Annotated in this window: 14 protein-coding genes; 12 read left to right on the forward strand and 2 right to left on the reverse strand. The window is 66.2% G+C overall.

All coding sequences use genetic code 11. The features are described 5' to 3' along the window. Positions 1 to 5: 5 nt before the first annotated feature. On the reverse strand, positions 6 to 512 hold the full coding sequence (gene msrC / locus EWM63_RS19880; RefSeq protein WP_130188089.1) for a free L-methionine (R)-S-oxide reductase MsrC: 507 nt from the start codon (positions 510 to 512) through the stop codon (positions 6 to 8). Positions 513 to 688: 176 nt separating this feature from the next. Between msrC and EWM63_RS19885 the strand changes: the two genes are divergently transcribed. From EWM63_RS19885 to EWM63_RS19930, 10 genes are all read left to right on the forward strand, one after another. Continuing rightward, positions 689 to 1,801, forward strand: a complete 1,113-nt coding sequence (locus EWM63_RS19885; protein WP_130188090.1) for a hybrid sensor histidine kinase/response regulator — start codon at positions 689 to 691, stop codon at positions 1,799 to 1,801. Beyond that, a complete protein-coding gene (locus EWM63_RS19890) occupies positions 1,798 to 5,136 on the forward strand; it encodes a hybrid sensor histidine kinase/response regulator (RefSeq protein ID WP_130188091.1) in 3,339 nt (1,112 codons plus the stop codon). The genes EWM63_RS19885 and EWM63_RS19890 overlap by 4 nt, the downstream gene beginning before the upstream one ends. A 47-nt stretch (positions 5,137 to 5,183) precedes the next feature. Next, positions 5,184 to 5,582, forward strand: a complete 399-nt coding sequence (locus tag EWM63_RS19895) for an MAPEG family protein (RefSeq protein ID WP_130188092.1) — start codon at positions 5,184 to 5,186, stop codon at positions 5,580 to 5,582. A gap of 126 nt (positions 5,583 to 5,708) precedes the next feature. After that, on the forward strand, positions 5,709 to 7,415 hold the full coding sequence (locus tag EWM63_RS19900) for a RecQ family ATP-dependent DNA helicase (RefSeq protein WP_130188093.1): 1,707 nt from the start codon (positions 5,709 to 5,711) through the stop codon (positions 7,413 to 7,415). 141 nt (positions 7,416 to 7,556) lie between these two features. Further along, positions 7,557 to 8,702 (forward strand): ligase-associated DNA damage response exonuclease, encoded by a 1,146-nt coding sequence (locus EWM63_RS19905; protein WP_165390872.1) that lies wholly within the window; start codon positions 7,557 to 7,559, stop codon positions 8,700 to 8,702. Next, complete coding sequence (locus EWM63_RS19910; RefSeq protein ID WP_130188094.1) at positions 8,695 to 10,341, forward strand: ATP-dependent DNA ligase; 1,647 nt, start codon at positions 8,695 to 8,697, stop codon at positions 10,339 to 10,341. Before EWM63_RS19905 ends, EWM63_RS19910 begins: the two co-directional genes overlap by 8 nt. Then, complete coding sequence (locus EWM63_RS19915; RefSeq protein WP_130188095.1) at positions 10,338 to 12,797, forward strand: ligase-associated DNA damage response DEXH box helicase; 2,460 nt, start codon at positions 10,338 to 10,340, stop codon at positions 12,795 to 12,797. Before EWM63_RS19910 ends, EWM63_RS19915 begins: the two co-directional genes overlap by 4 nt. After that, positions 12,794 to 13,492 carry a ligase-associated DNA damage response endonuclease PdeM gene (pdeM, locus tag EWM63_RS19920; protein ID WP_130188096.1) on the forward strand — a complete coding sequence of 233 codons (699 nt, stop codon included), beginning with the start codon at positions 12,794 to 12,796 and terminating at the stop codon, positions 13,490 to 13,492. The genes EWM63_RS19915 and pdeM overlap by 4 nt, the downstream gene beginning before the upstream one ends. A gap of 194 nt (positions 13,493 to 13,686) precedes the next feature. Further along, positions 13,687 to 14,004: a KGG domain-containing protein gene (locus tag EWM63_RS19925; RefSeq protein ID WP_130188097.1), complete on the forward strand. Its 318-nt coding sequence runs from the start codon at positions 13,687 to 13,689 to the stop codon at positions 14,002 to 14,004. 41 nt (positions 14,005 to 14,045) lie between these two features. Then, complete coding sequence (locus tag EWM63_RS19930) at positions 14,046 to 14,303, forward strand: hypothetical protein (protein WP_130188098.1); 258 nt, start codon at positions 14,046 to 14,048, stop codon at positions 14,301 to 14,303. Positions 14,304 to 14,350: 47 nt separating this feature from the next. Here the strand turns inward: EWM63_RS19930 and EWM63_RS19935 are convergent, their stop codons facing one another. Next, complete coding sequence (locus EWM63_RS19935) at positions 14,351 to 14,848, reverse strand: pyridoxamine 5'-phosphate oxidase family protein (protein ID WP_130188099.1); 498 nt, start codon at positions 14,846 to 14,848, stop codon at positions 14,351 to 14,353. Positions 14,849 to 15,056: 208 nt separating this feature from the next. On the opposite strand from EWM63_RS19935, the gene EWM63_RS19940 reads away from it, so the two are divergent. Both EWM63_RS19940 and EWM63_RS19945 read left to right on the forward strand, forming a co-directional pair. After that, on the forward strand, positions 15,057 to 15,725 hold the full coding sequence (locus EWM63_RS19940) for a PepSY-associated TM helix domain-containing protein (protein WP_229487385.1): 669 nt from the start codon (positions 15,057 to 15,059) through the stop codon (positions 15,723 to 15,725). Between the two features lie 15 nt (positions 15,726 to 15,740). Then, the gene (locus tag EWM63_RS19945; protein ID WP_130188100.1) at positions 15,741 to 16,256 is read left to right on the forward strand and encodes a DUF2271 domain-containing protein; all 516 of its coding nucleotides are present in this window, start codon (positions 15,741 to 15,743) and stop codon (positions 16,254 to 16,256) included. The last annotated feature ends 4 nt before the right edge of the window (positions 16,257 to 16,260 follow it).

The following is a 16,260-nucleotide window of genomic DNA, read 5'->3' on the forward strand; positions in this document are numbered from 1 at the left end:
GTCGTTCAGGCGCGCGTCTGTTCCAGGATTTTTACCAGCGACTCGATGCCGCGCGCATCGACGTCGTCGAAGCGGTTCGGCAGCGGGCTGTCCAGATCGAACACGCCGGCCACCTGGCCGCCCACGAAGACCGGCACCACCAGTTCCGAACGGGACGCCGCATCGCAGGCGATATGGCCGGGGAATGCGTGCACGTCGGCCACCACCACCGATTCACCCTTCTCGACGGTCGTGCCGCACACGCCGCGGCCGCGCTTGATGCGGATGCAGGCCGGCTTGCCCTGGAACGGGCCCAGCACCAGCTCGTCCGGCGTCGGCAGGAAATAGAAGCCGGCCCAGTTCAGGTCCGGCATCGTATTGAAGACGAGCGAGCTGAAATTGGCCGTGTTGGCGATCCAGTCCGTTTCACCGTGCAGCAGGCCCGTCAGCTGCGAACGCAGGTCGGCATACATCGTTTCCTTGGCTTCGCGGCTGTCGGTGCGGTAGGCGGTATCGGAAAGGGAGAAAGTCATCGTGCAATCCTGTCTGGCAAAGAGCGCATTCTACCTGTTCGCGGCACGCGACGCGGCGCCGCGCCATGGCCGCCCGGCCAGTGTTGTCGTTCCAACCATGCGCTGTCATTTTGGCAAAAGTTGTAGCATCATGGCTAACGAAACACCGCACGCCTTCGCCTGAAAGCCCTGAAACAGTGACCGCACCGATCAACATCCTCGTCGTCGACGACATTCCGCAAAACCTGATTGCCATCGAAGCGCTGCTCGCGCGGCCGGGCCTCGCGCTGTTGAAGGCCGCATCCGGCGCGGAGGCGCTGGAGCTGTTGCTGGTGCACGAAGTGGCGCTGGCGCTGGTCGACGTTCAGATGCCGGACATGGATGGCTTCGAGCTGGCCGAGCTGATGCGCGGCAGCGAGCGCACCCGCGGCATTCCCCTGATCTTTCTCACCGCCGCGTCGCGCGAGACCAACTATCGGTTCCGCGGCTATGAAGCGGGCGCGGTCGATTTCATGTTCAAGCCGATCGACGCCCAGGCACTCATCAGCAAGGTCAATGTCTTCGTCGAGCTCTACCTGCAGCGCAAGCAGTTGTCGCAGCAGCTCGAGGAATTGCAGCGCGCGCTGCACATGAACGAGATGTTCATGGCGGTGCTGGGTCATGACCTGCGCACGCCGCTGTCGGTGGTCATGAATGGCGCCATGCTGCTGCCGATGATGACCGACCATCCGAAGGTAGCGGTAACGGCGCAGCGCATCGGCGGCAGTGCGAAGCGGATGGCGCAGATGGTCGACCAGCTGCTCGACCTGGCGCGCATCCGCTCCGGCGACATGCAGGTGAAAAAGGCACCGCGCGACGTGGCCGAGCTGTGCCGCGCCATTGCCGACGAGTTCGCCCCGCCGGACAAGCCGTCGCGCGTGGCGGTCGAAGCGCACGGCGACCCGGCCGCGCCGGTCGATGCCGGCATCGTCGCCCAGGTGATCTCGAACCTGGTCGGCAACGCGCTGCAGCATGGCGAGCCCGATCATGCGGTACTCGTCAACGTGGACGGCACCGCGCCGGAGCGCCTGCACGTCACGATCAGCAACCGCGGCGTGATCCCGGCCGCGCGGCTGGCCGGCATCTTCGAGCCCTACCAGCACCGGGATGGCGCGCGCAAGGCCGGCCAGGGCCTCGGCCTCGGCCTGTACACCGCCAGCACCTTCGTGCACGCGCACGGCGGCGACATCGATATCGCGTCCGATGCGGCGCTGGGCACCACGGTGGTCACGGTCACGCTGCCGCGGGCCGCCGCGCGCGCCGCCGCATGAGCAGCGCCAGCGTGGCAAGTGCGCCGGCGGACGGTTACCTGCCGCGTGGCGGCGGCGCCATGGGCGACCTGGTGCGCGCCTTCGACTGGGCCGCCACGGCGCTCGGCGCGCCGGCGGGCTGGACGCCGGCCCTGCGCACCACCGTCGACATCGTGCTCAATTCGCCGATCGCCATGGTGCTGATGTGGGGCCCGCGACACGTGATGATCTACAACGCGGGCTATGTGGAAATCGCCGGCGCGCGGCACCCGGCGGCGCTGGGCGGCACGGTGCCCGACACGTGGCCCGAGATCTGGGACTGGAACCGGCCGATCCTCGAAGCGGGCCTGCGTGGGGAGACCCAGGAGCATGTCGCCAAGCGGCTGACGCTGATGCGCAACGGCGTGCCCGAAGACGTGTGGTTCGACCTGTTCTACACCCCGGTGCATGACACCGGTGGCACGGTGGGCGGGGTACTGTGCACCGTGGTGGACGTGACCCAGCGGGTGCGGATGGAACAATGGCGCGAGCAGGACCGTGCACGCCTGGACCAGCAGAACCGCCGCCTGCGCGAGGAAACCGGCCTGCTGCGCGAACTGTTCGAGCAGGCGCCCAGTTTCATGGCCGTACTGCGCGGGCCGGAGCACGTGTTCGAGCTTGTGAACCGGCCCTACCAGCGGCTGGTGGCCGGGCGCGACGTGGTGGGCAAGACGGTGGACGCAGCGCTGCCGGAAGTGCGTGGCCAGGGGTTCGTCGACCTGCTCGACCGCGTGTATGCCAGCGGCGAGCCCTATGTGGGGCGGCAGATCAAGGTCGACCTGCTGGGGGACGACGGCCTGCTGGAACCGCGCTACCTCGATTTCGTCTTCCAGCCACTGCGCGCCGCGGAGGGCGGCGTGACCGGCGTGTTCGTCGAAGGGGTCGACGTTACCGAACACATCCTTACCGAGGAGCGGCTGCGCATGGCGCAGCAGGCTGGCGGCATCGGCAGCTTCGAGTGGTTCCCGGCCAGCGGCAAGCTCGCGGTGTCGCCCGAATACCGGCGCGTCTGGGGCCTGGGGCCGGATGTGGAGGTGACCGAAGCGCTGCTGGTCTCGCTGGTCGACCCGCGCGATCGTTGCCGCGTGGGGCCGGAGCGGCTGGCCGTCGATTCGAACCCGCTGGCCTACACCGAGTACCGCATCCGCCGACCCGATACCGGTGAAGTGCGCTGGCTGGCGCGGCAGGGCGAAGCCATCGAGGGCGCCACGCCGGCGCAGCGCCGCTACGTGGGCGTGGCCTTCGACATCACCGGGCGCAAGCGGATCGAGCAGCAACTGCGCACGAGCCAGGACCGGCTGGCCGCGATCTTTGGCCAGGCGTCCGTGGGGCTGTCCGAACTGTCGCTCGAAGGGCGCTTCACGCGTGTCAACGGTGCGCTGTGCCAGATGCTGGGCCGCCCGGAAGAGGCGCTGCTGGGCCTGCACATGGAAGACCTGATCCACCCTGACGACCTGGCGGAAAACCGTGCCCAGGTGGCCCGGCTGCAGCAGACGGGAACGCCCTTTACGCTGGAGAAGCGCTACCGGCGGCCGGACGGCGAGTGGGTGTGGATCGCCAGCAGCATGAGCCGGCTGGATGACGAGGCCGGCCAGCCAGTGGCGCTGATCGCCGTGAAGACCGACATCACGGAGCGCCGCCGCATCGAAGTGGCGCTGCGCGACCTGAACGATACGCTGGAACAGCGCGTGAGCCGCGAAGTGGCCGAGCGCGACAAGGCCGAGGAAGCGCTGCGCCAGGCGCAGAAAATGGAAGCGGTGGGCCAGCTCACGGGCGGCGTGGCGCACGACTTCAACAACGTGCTGCAAATCATCTCCGGCAACCTGCACCTGCTGGCACAGCACCTGGCCGGCGACGACGCGGCGCGCCGGCGCCTGGACATGGCGATCGCCGCCGTCGACCGCGGCGCCAAGCTGTCGTCGCAACTGCTGGCGTTCGCGCGCCGGCAGCCGCTGCAGCCGGTTGTTACCGATCTGGGCCGCCTCGTGGCGAACATGGACGAGTTGCTGCGCCGCGCGCTGGGCGAAGCGGTCGACCTGGTGACCGTCATCGGCAGCGGGCTGTGGAATACGCTCGTCGATCCGGGCCAGATCGAGAACGTGATCCTGAACCTGGCGATCAATGCGCGCGACGCGATGCAGGGCGCGGGCCGCCTGACGGTCGAGCTGGGCAACGCGGTGCTGGACGAGCATTATGTGAGCAAGCTGGTGGACGTGCCGGCCGGGCAATACGTGATGCTCTCCGTGACCGATACCGGCTGCGGCATGACGCCGGAAGTGATGCAACGCGCGTTCGAACCGTTTTTCACGACCAAGCCCGAGGGCGAAGGCACGGGCCTGGGCCTGTCGATGGCCTATGGCTTCGTCAAGCAGAGCCGCGGCCATATCCGCATCTACAGCGAGCCGGGGCAGGGCACCAGCATCAAGATCTACCTGCCGCGCACGATGCTGGCCGAGAGTACCGATCCGCTGCTGCAGGCCGGCCTGCACACGGGCCCGGTGAGCGGCGGCACCGAAACCATCCTGGCGGTCGAGGACGATGAAGGCGTGCGCGCCGTGGTGCTCGACATGCTGGGCGCGCTCGGCTACCGCGTGCTGGCGGCCGAGAATGGCGAACAGGCGCTGCGCATCATCGAATCCGGCGAGCCCGTGGACCTGCTGTTTACGGACGTGGTGATGCCCGGCCCGCTGCGCAGCCCGGAACTGGCGCGCATTGCCCAGCAGGTGCAGCCGAACATGGCGGTGCTGTTCACGTCCGGCTATCCGCAGGATGCCATCGTGCACGGCGGCCGGCTCGACGCGGGCCTGGAACTGCTCAGCAAGCCCTACCGCCGCGAAGACCTGGCGCGCAAGCTGCGGCACGTGCTGAACAACCGCCGCCAGCAGATGATGGCGCGCGGGCGCCAGCATCAGCAAGAGGGACAGCCCCGCTTCCTCGATTCCCAGGCGCACATGGCCGACGACCGGTCGCTGCGCGTGCTGGTGGTGGAAGACAACCAGGATTCGCTGCAGATGGTTTGCGAGCTGGTGGGCATGCTGGGGCATACGGTGTCCGGCGTCGGCGATGGCGAATCGGCCTGGGAGCTGATGGAAAGCCAGGAATTCGACGTGCTGTTCACCGACGTCAGCCTGCCCGGCATGTCCGGCATCGACCTGGCGCGCCGGGTGGCAAAGGAAAAACCGGTGCGCATCATCTTTTCCACCGGCTATGGCAAGGAAGCGCTGGATCACCTGGAGTTCGACGCGGCGTGCCTGCGCAAGCCCTATGACCTGATGGACCTGCAGGCGGCACTGGACAAGGTCGACCGGCCCGCCTGACCTGCCATGCCGGTCGCCCGACGTTTTCACCCATTGAAAGGAACGACATGAGCACCGAACTGGCATTGCTGGGCTGGACCCTCGTACTGGCGATCGTGCAGATCCTGCTGCACTCGACGATGCGCACGCAGGAAACGGGCGCCGCGTACAACGCGAGTGCGCGCGACGGCGAAGCGCCGCCGCCGGGCAAGATCACGGCACGGCTGGAGCGCGCCAAGCTGAACCTGTTTGAAACGCTGCCGCTGTTCATCGGTGCCGTGCTGGCCGCGCACGTGGCGGGGGCGGAAGGCACGCTCACCTGGTGGGGCTGCTGGCTGTACTTTGCCGCCCGGGTCGTCTACGTTCCACTCTACGCCGCCGGCGTTCCCATGGTGCGTTCGCTCGTGTGGCTGGTGTCGATGGCGGGGCTGTTCATGGTGCTGTACGCGCTGCTCAGCAATTCCTGAAGTGCCCTGCATTTTTTCAGGTTAGCACTCCTACATGCAGAGTAGGTTGTGTCCTATGGCGGCTGGTCAGTAAGCGAACTATCGTACTTATACGATAGTCCACGGGCGCCTTGGCGCACATCTTACATGGTCACCAGAAACCTCAGCGCCAGCGAACAGCGTGGCGCGCAACGGGCAGGCGCGGCGCTGACAAAGCGCATCGGCAAGCTGCTGCACAACGTCTTCGGCGTCGATTCCCTGCGCGCCGGCCAGCAAAGCGTCATCGACAGCGTGCTGGAAGGGCGCGATACGCTGGCCATCATGCCCACCGGCGGCGGCAAGTCGCTGTGCTACCAGATTCCCGCCTCGATCTTCAAGGGCGCCACGGTCGTGGTCTCGCCACTGATCTCGCTGATGAAGGACCAGCTGGAAAAGCTCGAGGAGATCGGCATCGGCGCCGCCCAGCTGAACAGCAGCCTGTCGCGCCAGGAAGAACTGGACGCGCTGGACAGCATTCGCAGCCACCACAGTCGCATCATCTTCTGCACGCCGGAGCGGCTGGTCACACCGGAATTCCTCGAAGTGCTGCAGGAAACGCACATCTCCCTGCTGGTGGTCGATGAAGCCCACTGCATCTCGCAATGGGGCCACGATTTCCGCCCCGCCTACCTGGAAATCGGCGCCGCGCTGCGCGCGCTGGGCCAGCCGCCCGTGCTGGCGCTGACGGCCACCGCGACCGAGGACGTCGTCAAGGATATCTCCCAGCAACTGGGCGCGCGCCGCATGAACGTGATCAATACCGGCGTGTATCGGCCCAACCTGCATTACCGCGTCATCCAGGTCACCAATCCCGCCGAGAAAACGGCGCAGGCACTGCGGCTCGTGCGCGAAACGGCCGGCGTGGGCATCGTCTATGCGGCCACGGTGAAGGCGGCCGAGGAACTGCACGCCGCGCTGGAGGAAGCGGGCGAAAGCGTGGCGCTGTACCACGGCCGCCTGCCGGCCAGGGAGCGCAAGGAAAACCAGGATCTGTTCATGGCCGGCGAGCGCCGCGTGATGGTCGCCACGAACGCGTTCGGCATGGGCATCGACAAGAGCGACACGCGCTTCGTGATCCACCTGCAGGTACCGGCCAACCTGGAAGCGTATTACCAGGAATCGGGCCGCGCCGGCCGCGATGGCGAAGAGGCCGACTGCACGCTGCTGTACTTCCAGGACGACAAGCGCCTGCAGCAGTTCTTTCTCGTCAAGCACTATCCCACCGCGCAGGAATTGCGCGACGTGTACGAAGCCGCCGTGGCGCGGGTGCCATGCCAGGGTGCCGTCCTCTGCGAGGCCGTCGCGCACATTCCCGACAGCCAGCTGAAGGTCTGCCTGAAGCTGCTGAAGGATGGCAAGCTGCTGCGGCAGAACCGCAAGCTCGACTGGCAGCTGACGAACCGCGACGCGAAAGCCGCCGATTTCGAACGACTGGCCGCGATCTACGAGGAAAAGCAGGAGCGCGATCACCAGGCGCTCGAGCAGATGGTCGCCTATGCGCAGAGCGGCTATTGCCGCTGGAAGCTGCTGCTCGATTACTTCGGCGACGATTCGGCTGGCGTCAAGGCTTGCGGCTGCTGCGACAACTGCTTGTCGCCGCCCGCCGTGCAGCCGATCGAGGACGAGGAACCGCTGTTCGAGGAACCGCCCGAGCCGATGGCGCCGCAGCTTCCCGCCTTCGTCGTCGGCAGCCAGGTCAAGGTGCCGAAGTTCGATATCGGCACCGTGCTGTCGGTGGCGGGCGACCAGATCACCATCGAGTTCCCGGAAAACACGACGAAAACCTTCATGGCGGAGTTCGTGCAGCCGGTCTGAACCGCTACCGACTCACTAATCCACTTCGCTAACCCACTCCACTAATCCGTTCCACCGGTTCACTCATCCGCCGGGCATTGTGCGCTGGCGGACAGAGTGCCGCACTCCCGCTGGCTAGAATGGCCACAAGGAGGAGCGCTTATGGCCGGGGACATGGTCGTGGTGCGCAGGGAAGGCTTGTACTGCGTGCCGGGAGATTTCTATATCGATCCGTGGCGGCCCGTCGACCGCGCGGTCATCACGCATGGTCATGGCGACCATGCGCGTGTGGGGCATGGCCACTACCTGGCGGCGGCCCCCGGTGTCGGCATCCTCAGGTCGCGCCTGGGCGATATCACCGTGCAGGGCCTCGCCTACGGTGAAACCGTCGAGCACAATGGCGTGCGCATTTCGCTGCACCCGGCCGGCCACGTGCTGGGCTCCGCGCAGGTGCGCATGGAATGCGGCGGCGAAGTATGGGTCGCTTCCGGCGACTACAAGGTGGAAGCCGATGCCACGTGCGCCCCGTTCGAACCCTTGCGCTGCCATACCTTCATCACCGAATCCACGTTCGGCCTGCCGATCTACCGCTGGGAACCGCAACAGCAAACCTTCGACGACATGAATGCCTGGTGGCGCCGCAACGCGGAGCAGGGCCGCGCCAGCCTGATGCTGAGCTATGCGTTCGGCAAGGCGCAGCGCATCCTGTCCGGTCTCGATCCCACGATCGGTCCGATCGTCTGCCACGGCGCCGTCGAACCGCTGAACCGCGTGTACCGCGAAGCAGGGGTAGCGTTGCCGCCCACGCGGATGGTGAGCGAGGTGGACAAGGCCGACCTGAAGAGCGCGATCATCATCGCGCCACCCTCGGCGGGCGGCTCGCCATGGGTGCGCCGTTTCGGCGATTTCTCCGATGCGTTCGCCAGCGGCTGGATGCTGCTGCGTGGCGCGCGGCGGCGGCGTGGCGTCGACCGCGGCTTCGTGCTGTCCGACCATGCCGACTGGCCGGGACTGATGGCGGCGATCAAGGGCACCGGCGCGGAACGCGTCGTGGTCACGCACGGTTCGATTCCCATCATGGTGCGCTGGCTGTGCCAGAACGGCTACGACGCCAAGGGCTTCGACACGGAGTATGGGGACGACGAAGCCGAAGAGGCGGCGGCGGGCGAGGAAGGCGCGGCACCGGCGGCGGCACCGGAACCCCATCCGGATGCGAAACGCTGGGTCGTGCCGGAAAAGGCCGATGCCGCCCGGGCCGCGGGCACCGGCGACCGGCCGGCAGGCATGGAGGAGGATGGCGATGCGTGAATTCGCGCGCCTGTACGCGGAGCTGGACGAGACCACCGCCACCAACCGCAAGCTCGAAGCATTGAAAGCCTATTTCAGCAGCGCGGCACCGGAAAACGCCGCGTGGGCCGTGTATTTCCTGGCCGGCGGCAAGCCGCGCCAGGCGATTCCCGTGAAACTGCTGCGGCAGTACGCCACCGAATACGCAATGCTTGACGAATGGCTGTTCGACGAGAGCTACCACGCCGTGGGCGACCTGGCCGAAACGATCGCCCACATCCTGCCGGAACCGAAGCACCGCAGCGACGTGGGCCTGGCCGAATGGATCGAGCAGCGCATTGCCCCCTTGCGCGGCGCGGCACCGGAAACCATCCGCGCGGCGCTGTTCCAGTACTGGGACGAACTGGAAACGAGCGAGCGCTTCCTGCTCGTCAAGCTGATCGGCGGTGGTTTCCGGGTCGGGGTATCGAAACTGCTGGTGACGCGGGCCTTGTCCGGCATCGCGGCGGTGGACGCCAAGCTGATCGCGCAGCGGCTGATGGGCTGGACGGACGGCAGCGTGCGCCCCACGGCGAAAGGTTTCCTGCAACTGATCGCACAGGAATCGCCGGACGAGCATGCGCAGCGTGGCGGCCAGCCTTATCCGTTCTTCCTGGCGCACCAGCTCAATGCCGACCCGGCCACGCTGGGTGACCTGGAAGACTGGCAGGTGGAATGGAAGTACGACGGCATGCGAGCGCAGGTCGTGCGCCGGGACGGCAGCTGGGTATGGTCGCGCGGCGAAGACCTGATCACCGAGCGCTTTCCGGAGCTGGCGGCACTGCCGCTGCCGGACGGCACGGTGGTCGATGGCGAAATCCTCGTCTGGCGGAACGGGGAAGGGGTGGCCGATGCGCCGGCGCCGTTCGCCGACCTGCAAAAGCGCATCGGCCGCAAGGCGCTGTCGCCGAAGTTCCTGACCGAATACCCGGCCGTGCTGGTGGCCTACGACCTGCTGGAGCGCGATGGCGTCGACCTGCGCAAGCTGCCGCAGTGCGAGCGCCGCACGCTGCTCGAACAACTGGTGGCGCAGATGGATTGCCCGCAACTGCGTATCTCGCCGCTCGTGAAGGCGGACAGCTGGGAAGCGCTGGCGACGATCCGCGAAGAGACCCGCCTGCGCGGCGTGGAAGGCATGATGCTCAAGGCAAAGGATGCGCAGTATGGCGTGGGCCGCACGAAGGACGTGGGCACGTGGTGGAAATGGAAGATCGACCCCTACAGCGTGGACGCGGTGCTGATCTACGCGCAGGCCGGCCACGGGCGCCGCGCCTCGCTGTACACGGATTACACGTTCGCCGTGTGGGACAGCGACGGCAACGGCGGCCGCCAGCTCGTGCCGTTCGCCAAGGCTTATTCGGGCCTGACCGATGCCGAGATCACGCAGGTGGACAACGCCGTGCGCAAGACCACGATCGAGCGCTTCGGGCCCGTGCGCAGCGTGCGGCCGACGATGGTGTTCGAGATCGGCTTCGAAGGCATCCAGGCATCGCCCCGGCACAAGTCCGGCATCGCGGTGCGCTTTCCCCGCATCCTGCGGCGGCGCGACGACAAGGCCGTCGAGGAAGCCGATACCCTGGACATGCTGAAAGGCTTGCTGGCGGGAGCTTCCCGCGCATGACCGCGGTCGACGACTGGTTCGCTGCCCGCGGCTGGACGGTCTTCCCGTTCCAGCGCGACGTGTGGCATGCCGCCCTGGCCGGCGAGTCGGGCATGCTGCATGCCACCACGGGGTCCGGCAAGACGTATGCCGTGTGGTTTGCCGCGCTGCTGCGGGCCGTGGCGGCGCCGCCACGGCGCAAGGCCGGGCTGCGTGTGCTCTGGCTGACGCCGATGCGGGCGCTCGCCGCCGATACGCTGCGCGCCCTGTCCGACTCGGCGGCGGATCTGATGCCGGGCTGGACCATCGATGCCCGCACGGGCGACACTTCTTCGGCCGCGCGTGCAAGGCAGGCGAAGCGCTTGCCCGAAGCCCTGGTGACGACGCCGGAAAGCCTGTCGCTGATGCTGTCGAAGGCCGATGCGCAGGAGCAGTTCTCGCTGCTCGACATGGTGATCGTCGACGAATGGCACGAACTGATGGGCAACAAGCGGGGCGTGCAGGCGCAGCTGGCGCTGGCGCGGCTGCGCAACTGGAACCCGGGCCTCGTGGTGTGGGGCCTGTCCGCCACGCTGGGCAACCTGCAGCGGGCACAGGAAGTGCTGCTGGGGCCGGACCGCAGTGGCGTCCCCCCTGGTACGGTCGTCGAAGGCGACCTGCGCAAGGAGATCGTCGTCGACACGCTGATCCCGGCCAACCCGTCGCGCTTTCCGTGGGCGGGCCACCTGGGGATCCAGATGCTGAAGCCGGTCATCGCCGAGATCGAGCGGCATGCGACCACGCTGGTGTTCTGCAATACCCGTTCGCAGGCCGAGCTGTGGTACCAGAACATGCTGGAGGAGCGGCCGGACTGGGCCGGGCTGATCGCGCTGCACCACGGCTCGCTGGACAGGGAAGTGCGCGACTGGGTCGAGCTGGGGCTCAAGAAGGGGCAGCTGAAGGCGGTGGTGTGCACGTCCAGCCTGGATCTGGGCGTCGACTTCCTGCCGGTCGAGCGGGTGCTGCAGATCGGCAGCGCGAAAGGCGTCGCCCGGTTGCTGCAGCGGGCCGGGCGCTCCGGCCACGCGCCGGGCCGCGTGTCGCGGGTGACGCTGGTGCCCACGCAAAGCCTGGAGCTGCTGGAAGCGGCGGCCGCGATCCAGGCCGTGAAGGACCGCGACATCGAATCGCGCCAGGTGCCCGACAAGCCGCTCGACGTGCTCGTGCAGCACCTGGTCACGGTGGCGCTGGGCGGCGGTTTCACGTCCGCGGCGCTGTATGACGAGGTGCGCACGGCGTGGTCCTACCGCGAGCTGACGCCGGAAGAGTGGCAGTGGGCGCTCGATTTCGTCGCGCGCGGCGGCCAGAGCCTGACCGTGTACCCGGAATACCGGCGCGTGCTGCCGGACGAGGCGGGCGTCTACCGCGTGCCGGACGCGGCGATCGGGCGGCGCCACCGCATGGGCATTGGCACCATCGTGTCCGAGGCGATGATCCAGGTGAAGTTCCAGAGCGGCGGGCGGATCGGCACGGTGGAAGAAGGCTTCATCGCGCGGCTGAACAAGGGCGACCATTTCCTGTTCGGCGGGCGCATCCTGGAATTCATGCGCGTGCACGAAATGACGGCCTACGTGAAGCGCGCCACCGGCGCCAAGGGCGCCGTGCCCCGCTGGCAGGGCGGCAAGATGCCGATGTCGTCCGAGCTGGCGCACGCGGCGCTGGAACAGATGCGGCTGGCCACCGAGGGCATCTTCCGTGGCCCGGAAATGGAAGCCGTGCGCCCGCTGCTCGAGATCCAGGCGCGCTGGTCGGCGTTGCCGACGCCGCAGCGCACCGTCATCGAAAGCGTGCACAGCCGCGAGGGGCACCACCTGTTCATGTACCCGTTCGCAGGGCGCTCGGTCCATATCGGGCTCGCGTCGCTGCTGTCGTGGCGCATGGGGCGGATGCGGCCCGCCACGTTCTCGATTGCCGTCAACGATTACGGCTTTGAATTGCTGGCGCCGGAAGACGTGCCGTGGGCGGACGTGTTTGCCGCTGACGCAGGGCGCGACGTGGGACTGTTTGCGACGGACGGGTTGCTGGAAGACGTGATCGCCAGCCTGAACGCCACGGAACTGTCGCAGCGGCGCTTTCGCGAAATCGCCCGCATCGCCGGGCTGATCTTCCAGGGCTACCCGGGTCAGCCGAAAAGCAACCGGCAGCTGCAGGCATCGTCGTCGCTGTTCTTCGAGGTATTCCGCAAGCATGACGCCGGCAACCTGCTGCTGACGCAGGCACAGCGTGAAGTGCTGGAACAGGAACTGGAACTGAAGCGGCTGCGCGCCACGCTGGAAGAACTGCAGGCCCGCGCCGTCAGCTTCCACGAAACAAAGCGGGCCACGCCATTCGGCTTTGCCCTGATGGTGGAGCGGTTCCGCGAAAAACTCAGTACGGAAAAGCTCTCCGACCGCGTGGCGCGCGTCCTGCGCGAGCTGGAGAAGGCGGCGGGGCCATGAGCGCCACGCCGGGCAATGGCGGCGGGGCGGGGGGCGGCATGGCCATCGAACTGGCCGGCGAAACCGTGCTGCTGCTGCCGGAAAAGGCGCTGATCTGGCCGCGGGCGCGGATGCTGGTGGTGGCCGACATCCATTTCGGCAAGGCGGCCTCGTTCCGCGCGCTGGGCGTGCCGGTGCCGCGCGGGACGACCAGCGAGAACCTGGCGGGCCTGGATGCGCTGCTGGCGGCGCACGATATCGGCCACATCCTGTTCCTGGGCGATTTTCTGCATGCGAAGGCCGCCCACGCCAGCGCCACGCTGCAGGCGATGCTGGCCTGGCGCGCGCGCCATCCGGCACTCGCGCTGACGCTGGTGCGCGGCAACCACGATCGGCATGCCGGCGATCCGTCGCGCCTGCTGCGCATCGACCTGGTCGACGAACCGCACCGGATCGGGCCGTTCGCGTTCTGCCACCACCCCGACTTGCCGGCGGAGCAGGTGGGCGATGGCTATGTGCTGGCCGGTCACGTGCATCCGGTCTACCGGCTGGCGGGGCGGCGCGATGCGTTGCGCCTGCCCTGTTTCGTCGTGGGCCGGCAGGGCGCGATGCTGCCTTCGTTCGGCGCCTTCACCGGCGGGCATGCCGTGGAACCGGGGCCGGGCGACCGGTTTTACCTGGTGGCGGATGATCAAATCTTCCCGATAAGTCCTTAGTAGGCGTTGTCCTACATCCAGACATGTAGCCGTCCTATATTTGCTGTTCAGTGCTTCCACTACCATGAAGTCTCCTGTTGCCCGAACGTTATTACAAAGATCGTCGCTGGTCGGTATCCCGCTCGGGCACCGGGATCCCTCCTCACTGCACCCACGTCACCGTTCCCCAATGCGTCACTTCAGGAGAGACCACCATGGCTTCAAATCAGGGTAACAATCGAGGCACTCGACAAGGCGAAGGACAAGGAAACAAGCAGAGCACCACCCGCAACCGCGGCTTCGCATCGATGGACCCGCAGCGGCAGCGTGAAATCGCTTCCGAAGGTGGTCGCGCAGCGCATGCCAAGGGCACAGCACACGAGTTCACCTCGGAAGAAGCGCGCCGCGCCGGCGCCATGAGCCATAAGAACGGCAACCGCCAGAGCGCCTCGCGCGCCAATGCCACCAGCGACAGCGACCAGGGCAACCAGGTCGGCCAGTCCGACAGCCGCGGCGAAAACCGCCAGGGCTGATAACGCAACAGCAGGGTACTTACAGGCACGGGAGAAATTGCATGACTCCACCTGACAATTCCCGCAAAAACAACAATAGTGAAGATACGTTCGTTCTGGTAGATACCGAACATCCGGGCATCGGCAATGTCGACGTGCCCGAGACGGAAGTACGCCGCCTGGACAAGCCTATCCCCGGCAACCGCCAAGGAGCGGATCCGGGTTCACGCCAAAGCGGCGACCATTCGTCCCGACAGGGCGGTGAACCCCCGGGCACCGAAGGCGGTGCCCCTGGGCCGGAAGCCAGTTCCGGTGTATGACGACACCCCGGCCACGAGCCGGGGTTTTTGTTGGCTGAGCAAATGCCTCAATGGCCCAGTTCGCGGTGCTCCCCCACGTTCTTGGGCGGCTTGCCGGTAATGGCGGCCTTGGCCATGGCAAACAGCGTGACCATCTTGCTGTTGGCGGTATCCCAGTATTCGGCAGCCTGCACGCTGACGCGCAGCAGGGCCAGGTGCGGATCATCGAGGCCTTGGGGGAACCAGGCCTTGACCATCGGGTTCCACAGTTCTTCGGCCTTTGCGCGATCGCGCAGCAACTCGGCACGGCCCGAGACCGACACATACAGGTGATCGTCGACGTCAGCGAACGACACATTGACCGACGGGTTGTCCAGCAGTTCATGCGTGAACGCTTCCTGGTCCGATACAAAGAACCACACGTTGCCAGCGTCGTCGAGCTGCTGCACCGTCATTGGGCGGCTTGTCAGCACGCCGCTCGCATCCTGCGTGGTAAACATGCCGAACTTTACATCCTTGATACGGTCGCGCAAATCGTGCAGTTCTTCGGTGGTGAACGTGGTCATGATGCTCCTTTCAAGTTTGTCCTGTACAAGGAACCAGCATAAGCCCGTATGACCGAGGCATCTGTACGCTGCCGTACATGACAGTTTGATCGGAGATTTGTTTCGTTTGTAACAGCTGAGTCGCTACACATTGACGCTTCAAATGATAATCATTATCATCTACTGATTACTACAAGAACATACATACTAAAAACGTCGGCGGGGAAAAGTGAGCAACACGAAAGAAGCGCAGGCCGATGCATTGCAGGCCACGGCGAAAAACGCCAGCCGGGCTGTCTGGCTGAAGCAGCTGCACCAGTGGCACTGGATTTCTTCCGCACTGTGCCTGCTGGGCATGTTCCTCTTCAGCATTACCGGCATCACGCTGAACCACGCTGCGCAGATCGAGGCAAAGCCCACGGTCGTGCGCAAGCAGGCCGAGGCGCCCGCCGCGCTGGTTGCGCAATTGAAGGCCCTCGGTGAAGAACGCGACGGCGAGAAGGCGCCGCTGCCGGACGCCGCCGAACGGTGGCTGCTCGATACATGGTCGGTGAAGGCCGGGGGACGCGAGGCCGAGTGGTCGGTCGACGAAGTGTACCTGCCCATGCCGAAGGCCGGCGGCGATGCGTGGGTGCGCATCGGTTTCGAGGATGGCGCGGCCGAGTTTGAAAATACCGACCGTGGCTGGATTTCCTGGCTGAACGATGTCCACAAGGGTCGCAACACGGGCACGGCGTGGAACTGGTTCATCGATATCTTTGCCGTCGTGTGCCTGGTGTTCTGCATTACCGGATTCCTGATCCTGAAATTCCACGCGGCCAACCGGCCCTCCACCTGGCCAGTCATCGGGCTGGGGATGCTGATTCCGATCGTGATTGCTCTGTTGTTCATCCATTAATAAAAAAGGCATACCATGAAATTACGCTACTCCATCGCGCTCGGCATTCCGCTGGTCAGTGCGCAGGCGATGGCGGCCGACCTGGCCCTGAAACTCGATATCCCGCAACTGAACGTGGCCGAGTACCACAAACCGTACATTGCCGCGTGGCTGGAAAACGCGGACCAGAAGGTGGTGACGAACCTGGCGGTGCTGTATGACGTGAAGAAAAAGGACAAGGCCGGCGAGAAGTGGCTGAAGGACATGCGCCAGTGGTGGCGCAAGACCGGCCGCGACCTGGCCATGCCGGTCGACGGCGTGTCCGGCGCGACCCGCGCACCGGGCGAGCACACGCTGACGTTCCCTGGCGCCAAGGATGCGCTGGCCAAGCTGCCGGCCGGCGAGTACACGGTGGTCGTCGAAGCTTCCCGCGAAGCGGGCGGCCGCGAACTGGTGAAGGTGCCGGTGGCATGGCCGCCGAAGGGTGCCAAGGAGTTCGCCGCGAAAGGCAAGGAAGAACTCGGTAATGTCGTCGTCCAGCTCAAGCCATAAGGAA

The organism is Pseudoduganella lutea (assembly GCF_004209755.1).
GTDB classification, from domain to species: domain Bacteria; phylum Pseudomonadota; class Gammaproteobacteria; order Burkholderiales; family Burkholderiaceae_D; genus Rugamonas; species Rugamonas lutea.

Excerpts from the sequence above, each read along its gene's own strand:
- msrC (WP_130188089.1), bottom strand. The coding sequence starts at position 512 with ATGACTTTCTCCCTTTCCGATACCGCCTACCGCACCGACAGCCGCGAA.
- pdeM (WP_130188096.1), top strand. The coding sequence starts at position 12,794 with ATGAGCGCCACGCCGGGCAATGGCGGCGGGGCGGGGGGCGGCATGGCC.
- EWM63_RS19910 (WP_130188094.1), top strand. The coding sequence starts at position 8,695 with ATGCGTGAATTCGCGCGCCTGTACGCGGAGCTGGACGAGACCACCGCC.
- EWM63_RS19895 (WP_130188092.1), top strand. The coding sequence starts at position 5,184 with ATGAGCACCGAACTGGCATTGCTGGGCTGGACCCTCGTACTGGCGATC.
- EWM63_RS19905 (WP_165390872.1), top strand. The coding sequence starts at position 7,557 with ATGGCCGGGGACATGGTCGTGGTGCGCAGGGAAGGCTTGTACTGCGTG.
- EWM63_RS19925 (WP_130188097.1), top strand. The coding sequence starts at position 13,687 with ATGGCTTCAAATCAGGGTAACAATCGAGGCACTCGACAAGGCGAAGGA.
- EWM63_RS19945 (WP_130188100.1), top strand. The coding sequence starts at position 15,741 with ATGAAATTACGCTACTCCATCGCGCTCGGCATTCCGCTGGTCAGTGCG.
- EWM63_RS19890 (WP_130188091.1), top strand. The coding sequence starts at position 1,798 with ATGAGCAGCGCCAGCGTGGCAAGTGCGCCGGCGGACGGTTACCTGCCG.
- EWM63_RS19935 (WP_130188099.1), bottom strand. The coding sequence starts at position 14,848 with ATGACCACGTTCACCACCGAAGAACTGCACGATTTGCGCGACCGTATC.
- EWM63_RS19900 (WP_130188093.1), top strand. The coding sequence starts at position 5,709 with ATGGTCACCAGAAACCTCAGCGCCAGCGAACAGCGTGGCGCGCAACGG.
- EWM63_RS19930 (WP_130188098.1), top strand. The coding sequence starts at position 14,046 with ATGACTCCACCTGACAATTCCCGCAAAAACAACAATAGTGAAGATACG.
- EWM63_RS19915 (WP_130188095.1), top strand. The coding sequence starts at position 10,338 with ATGACCGCGGTCGACGACTGGTTCGCTGCCCGCGGCTGGACGGTCTTC.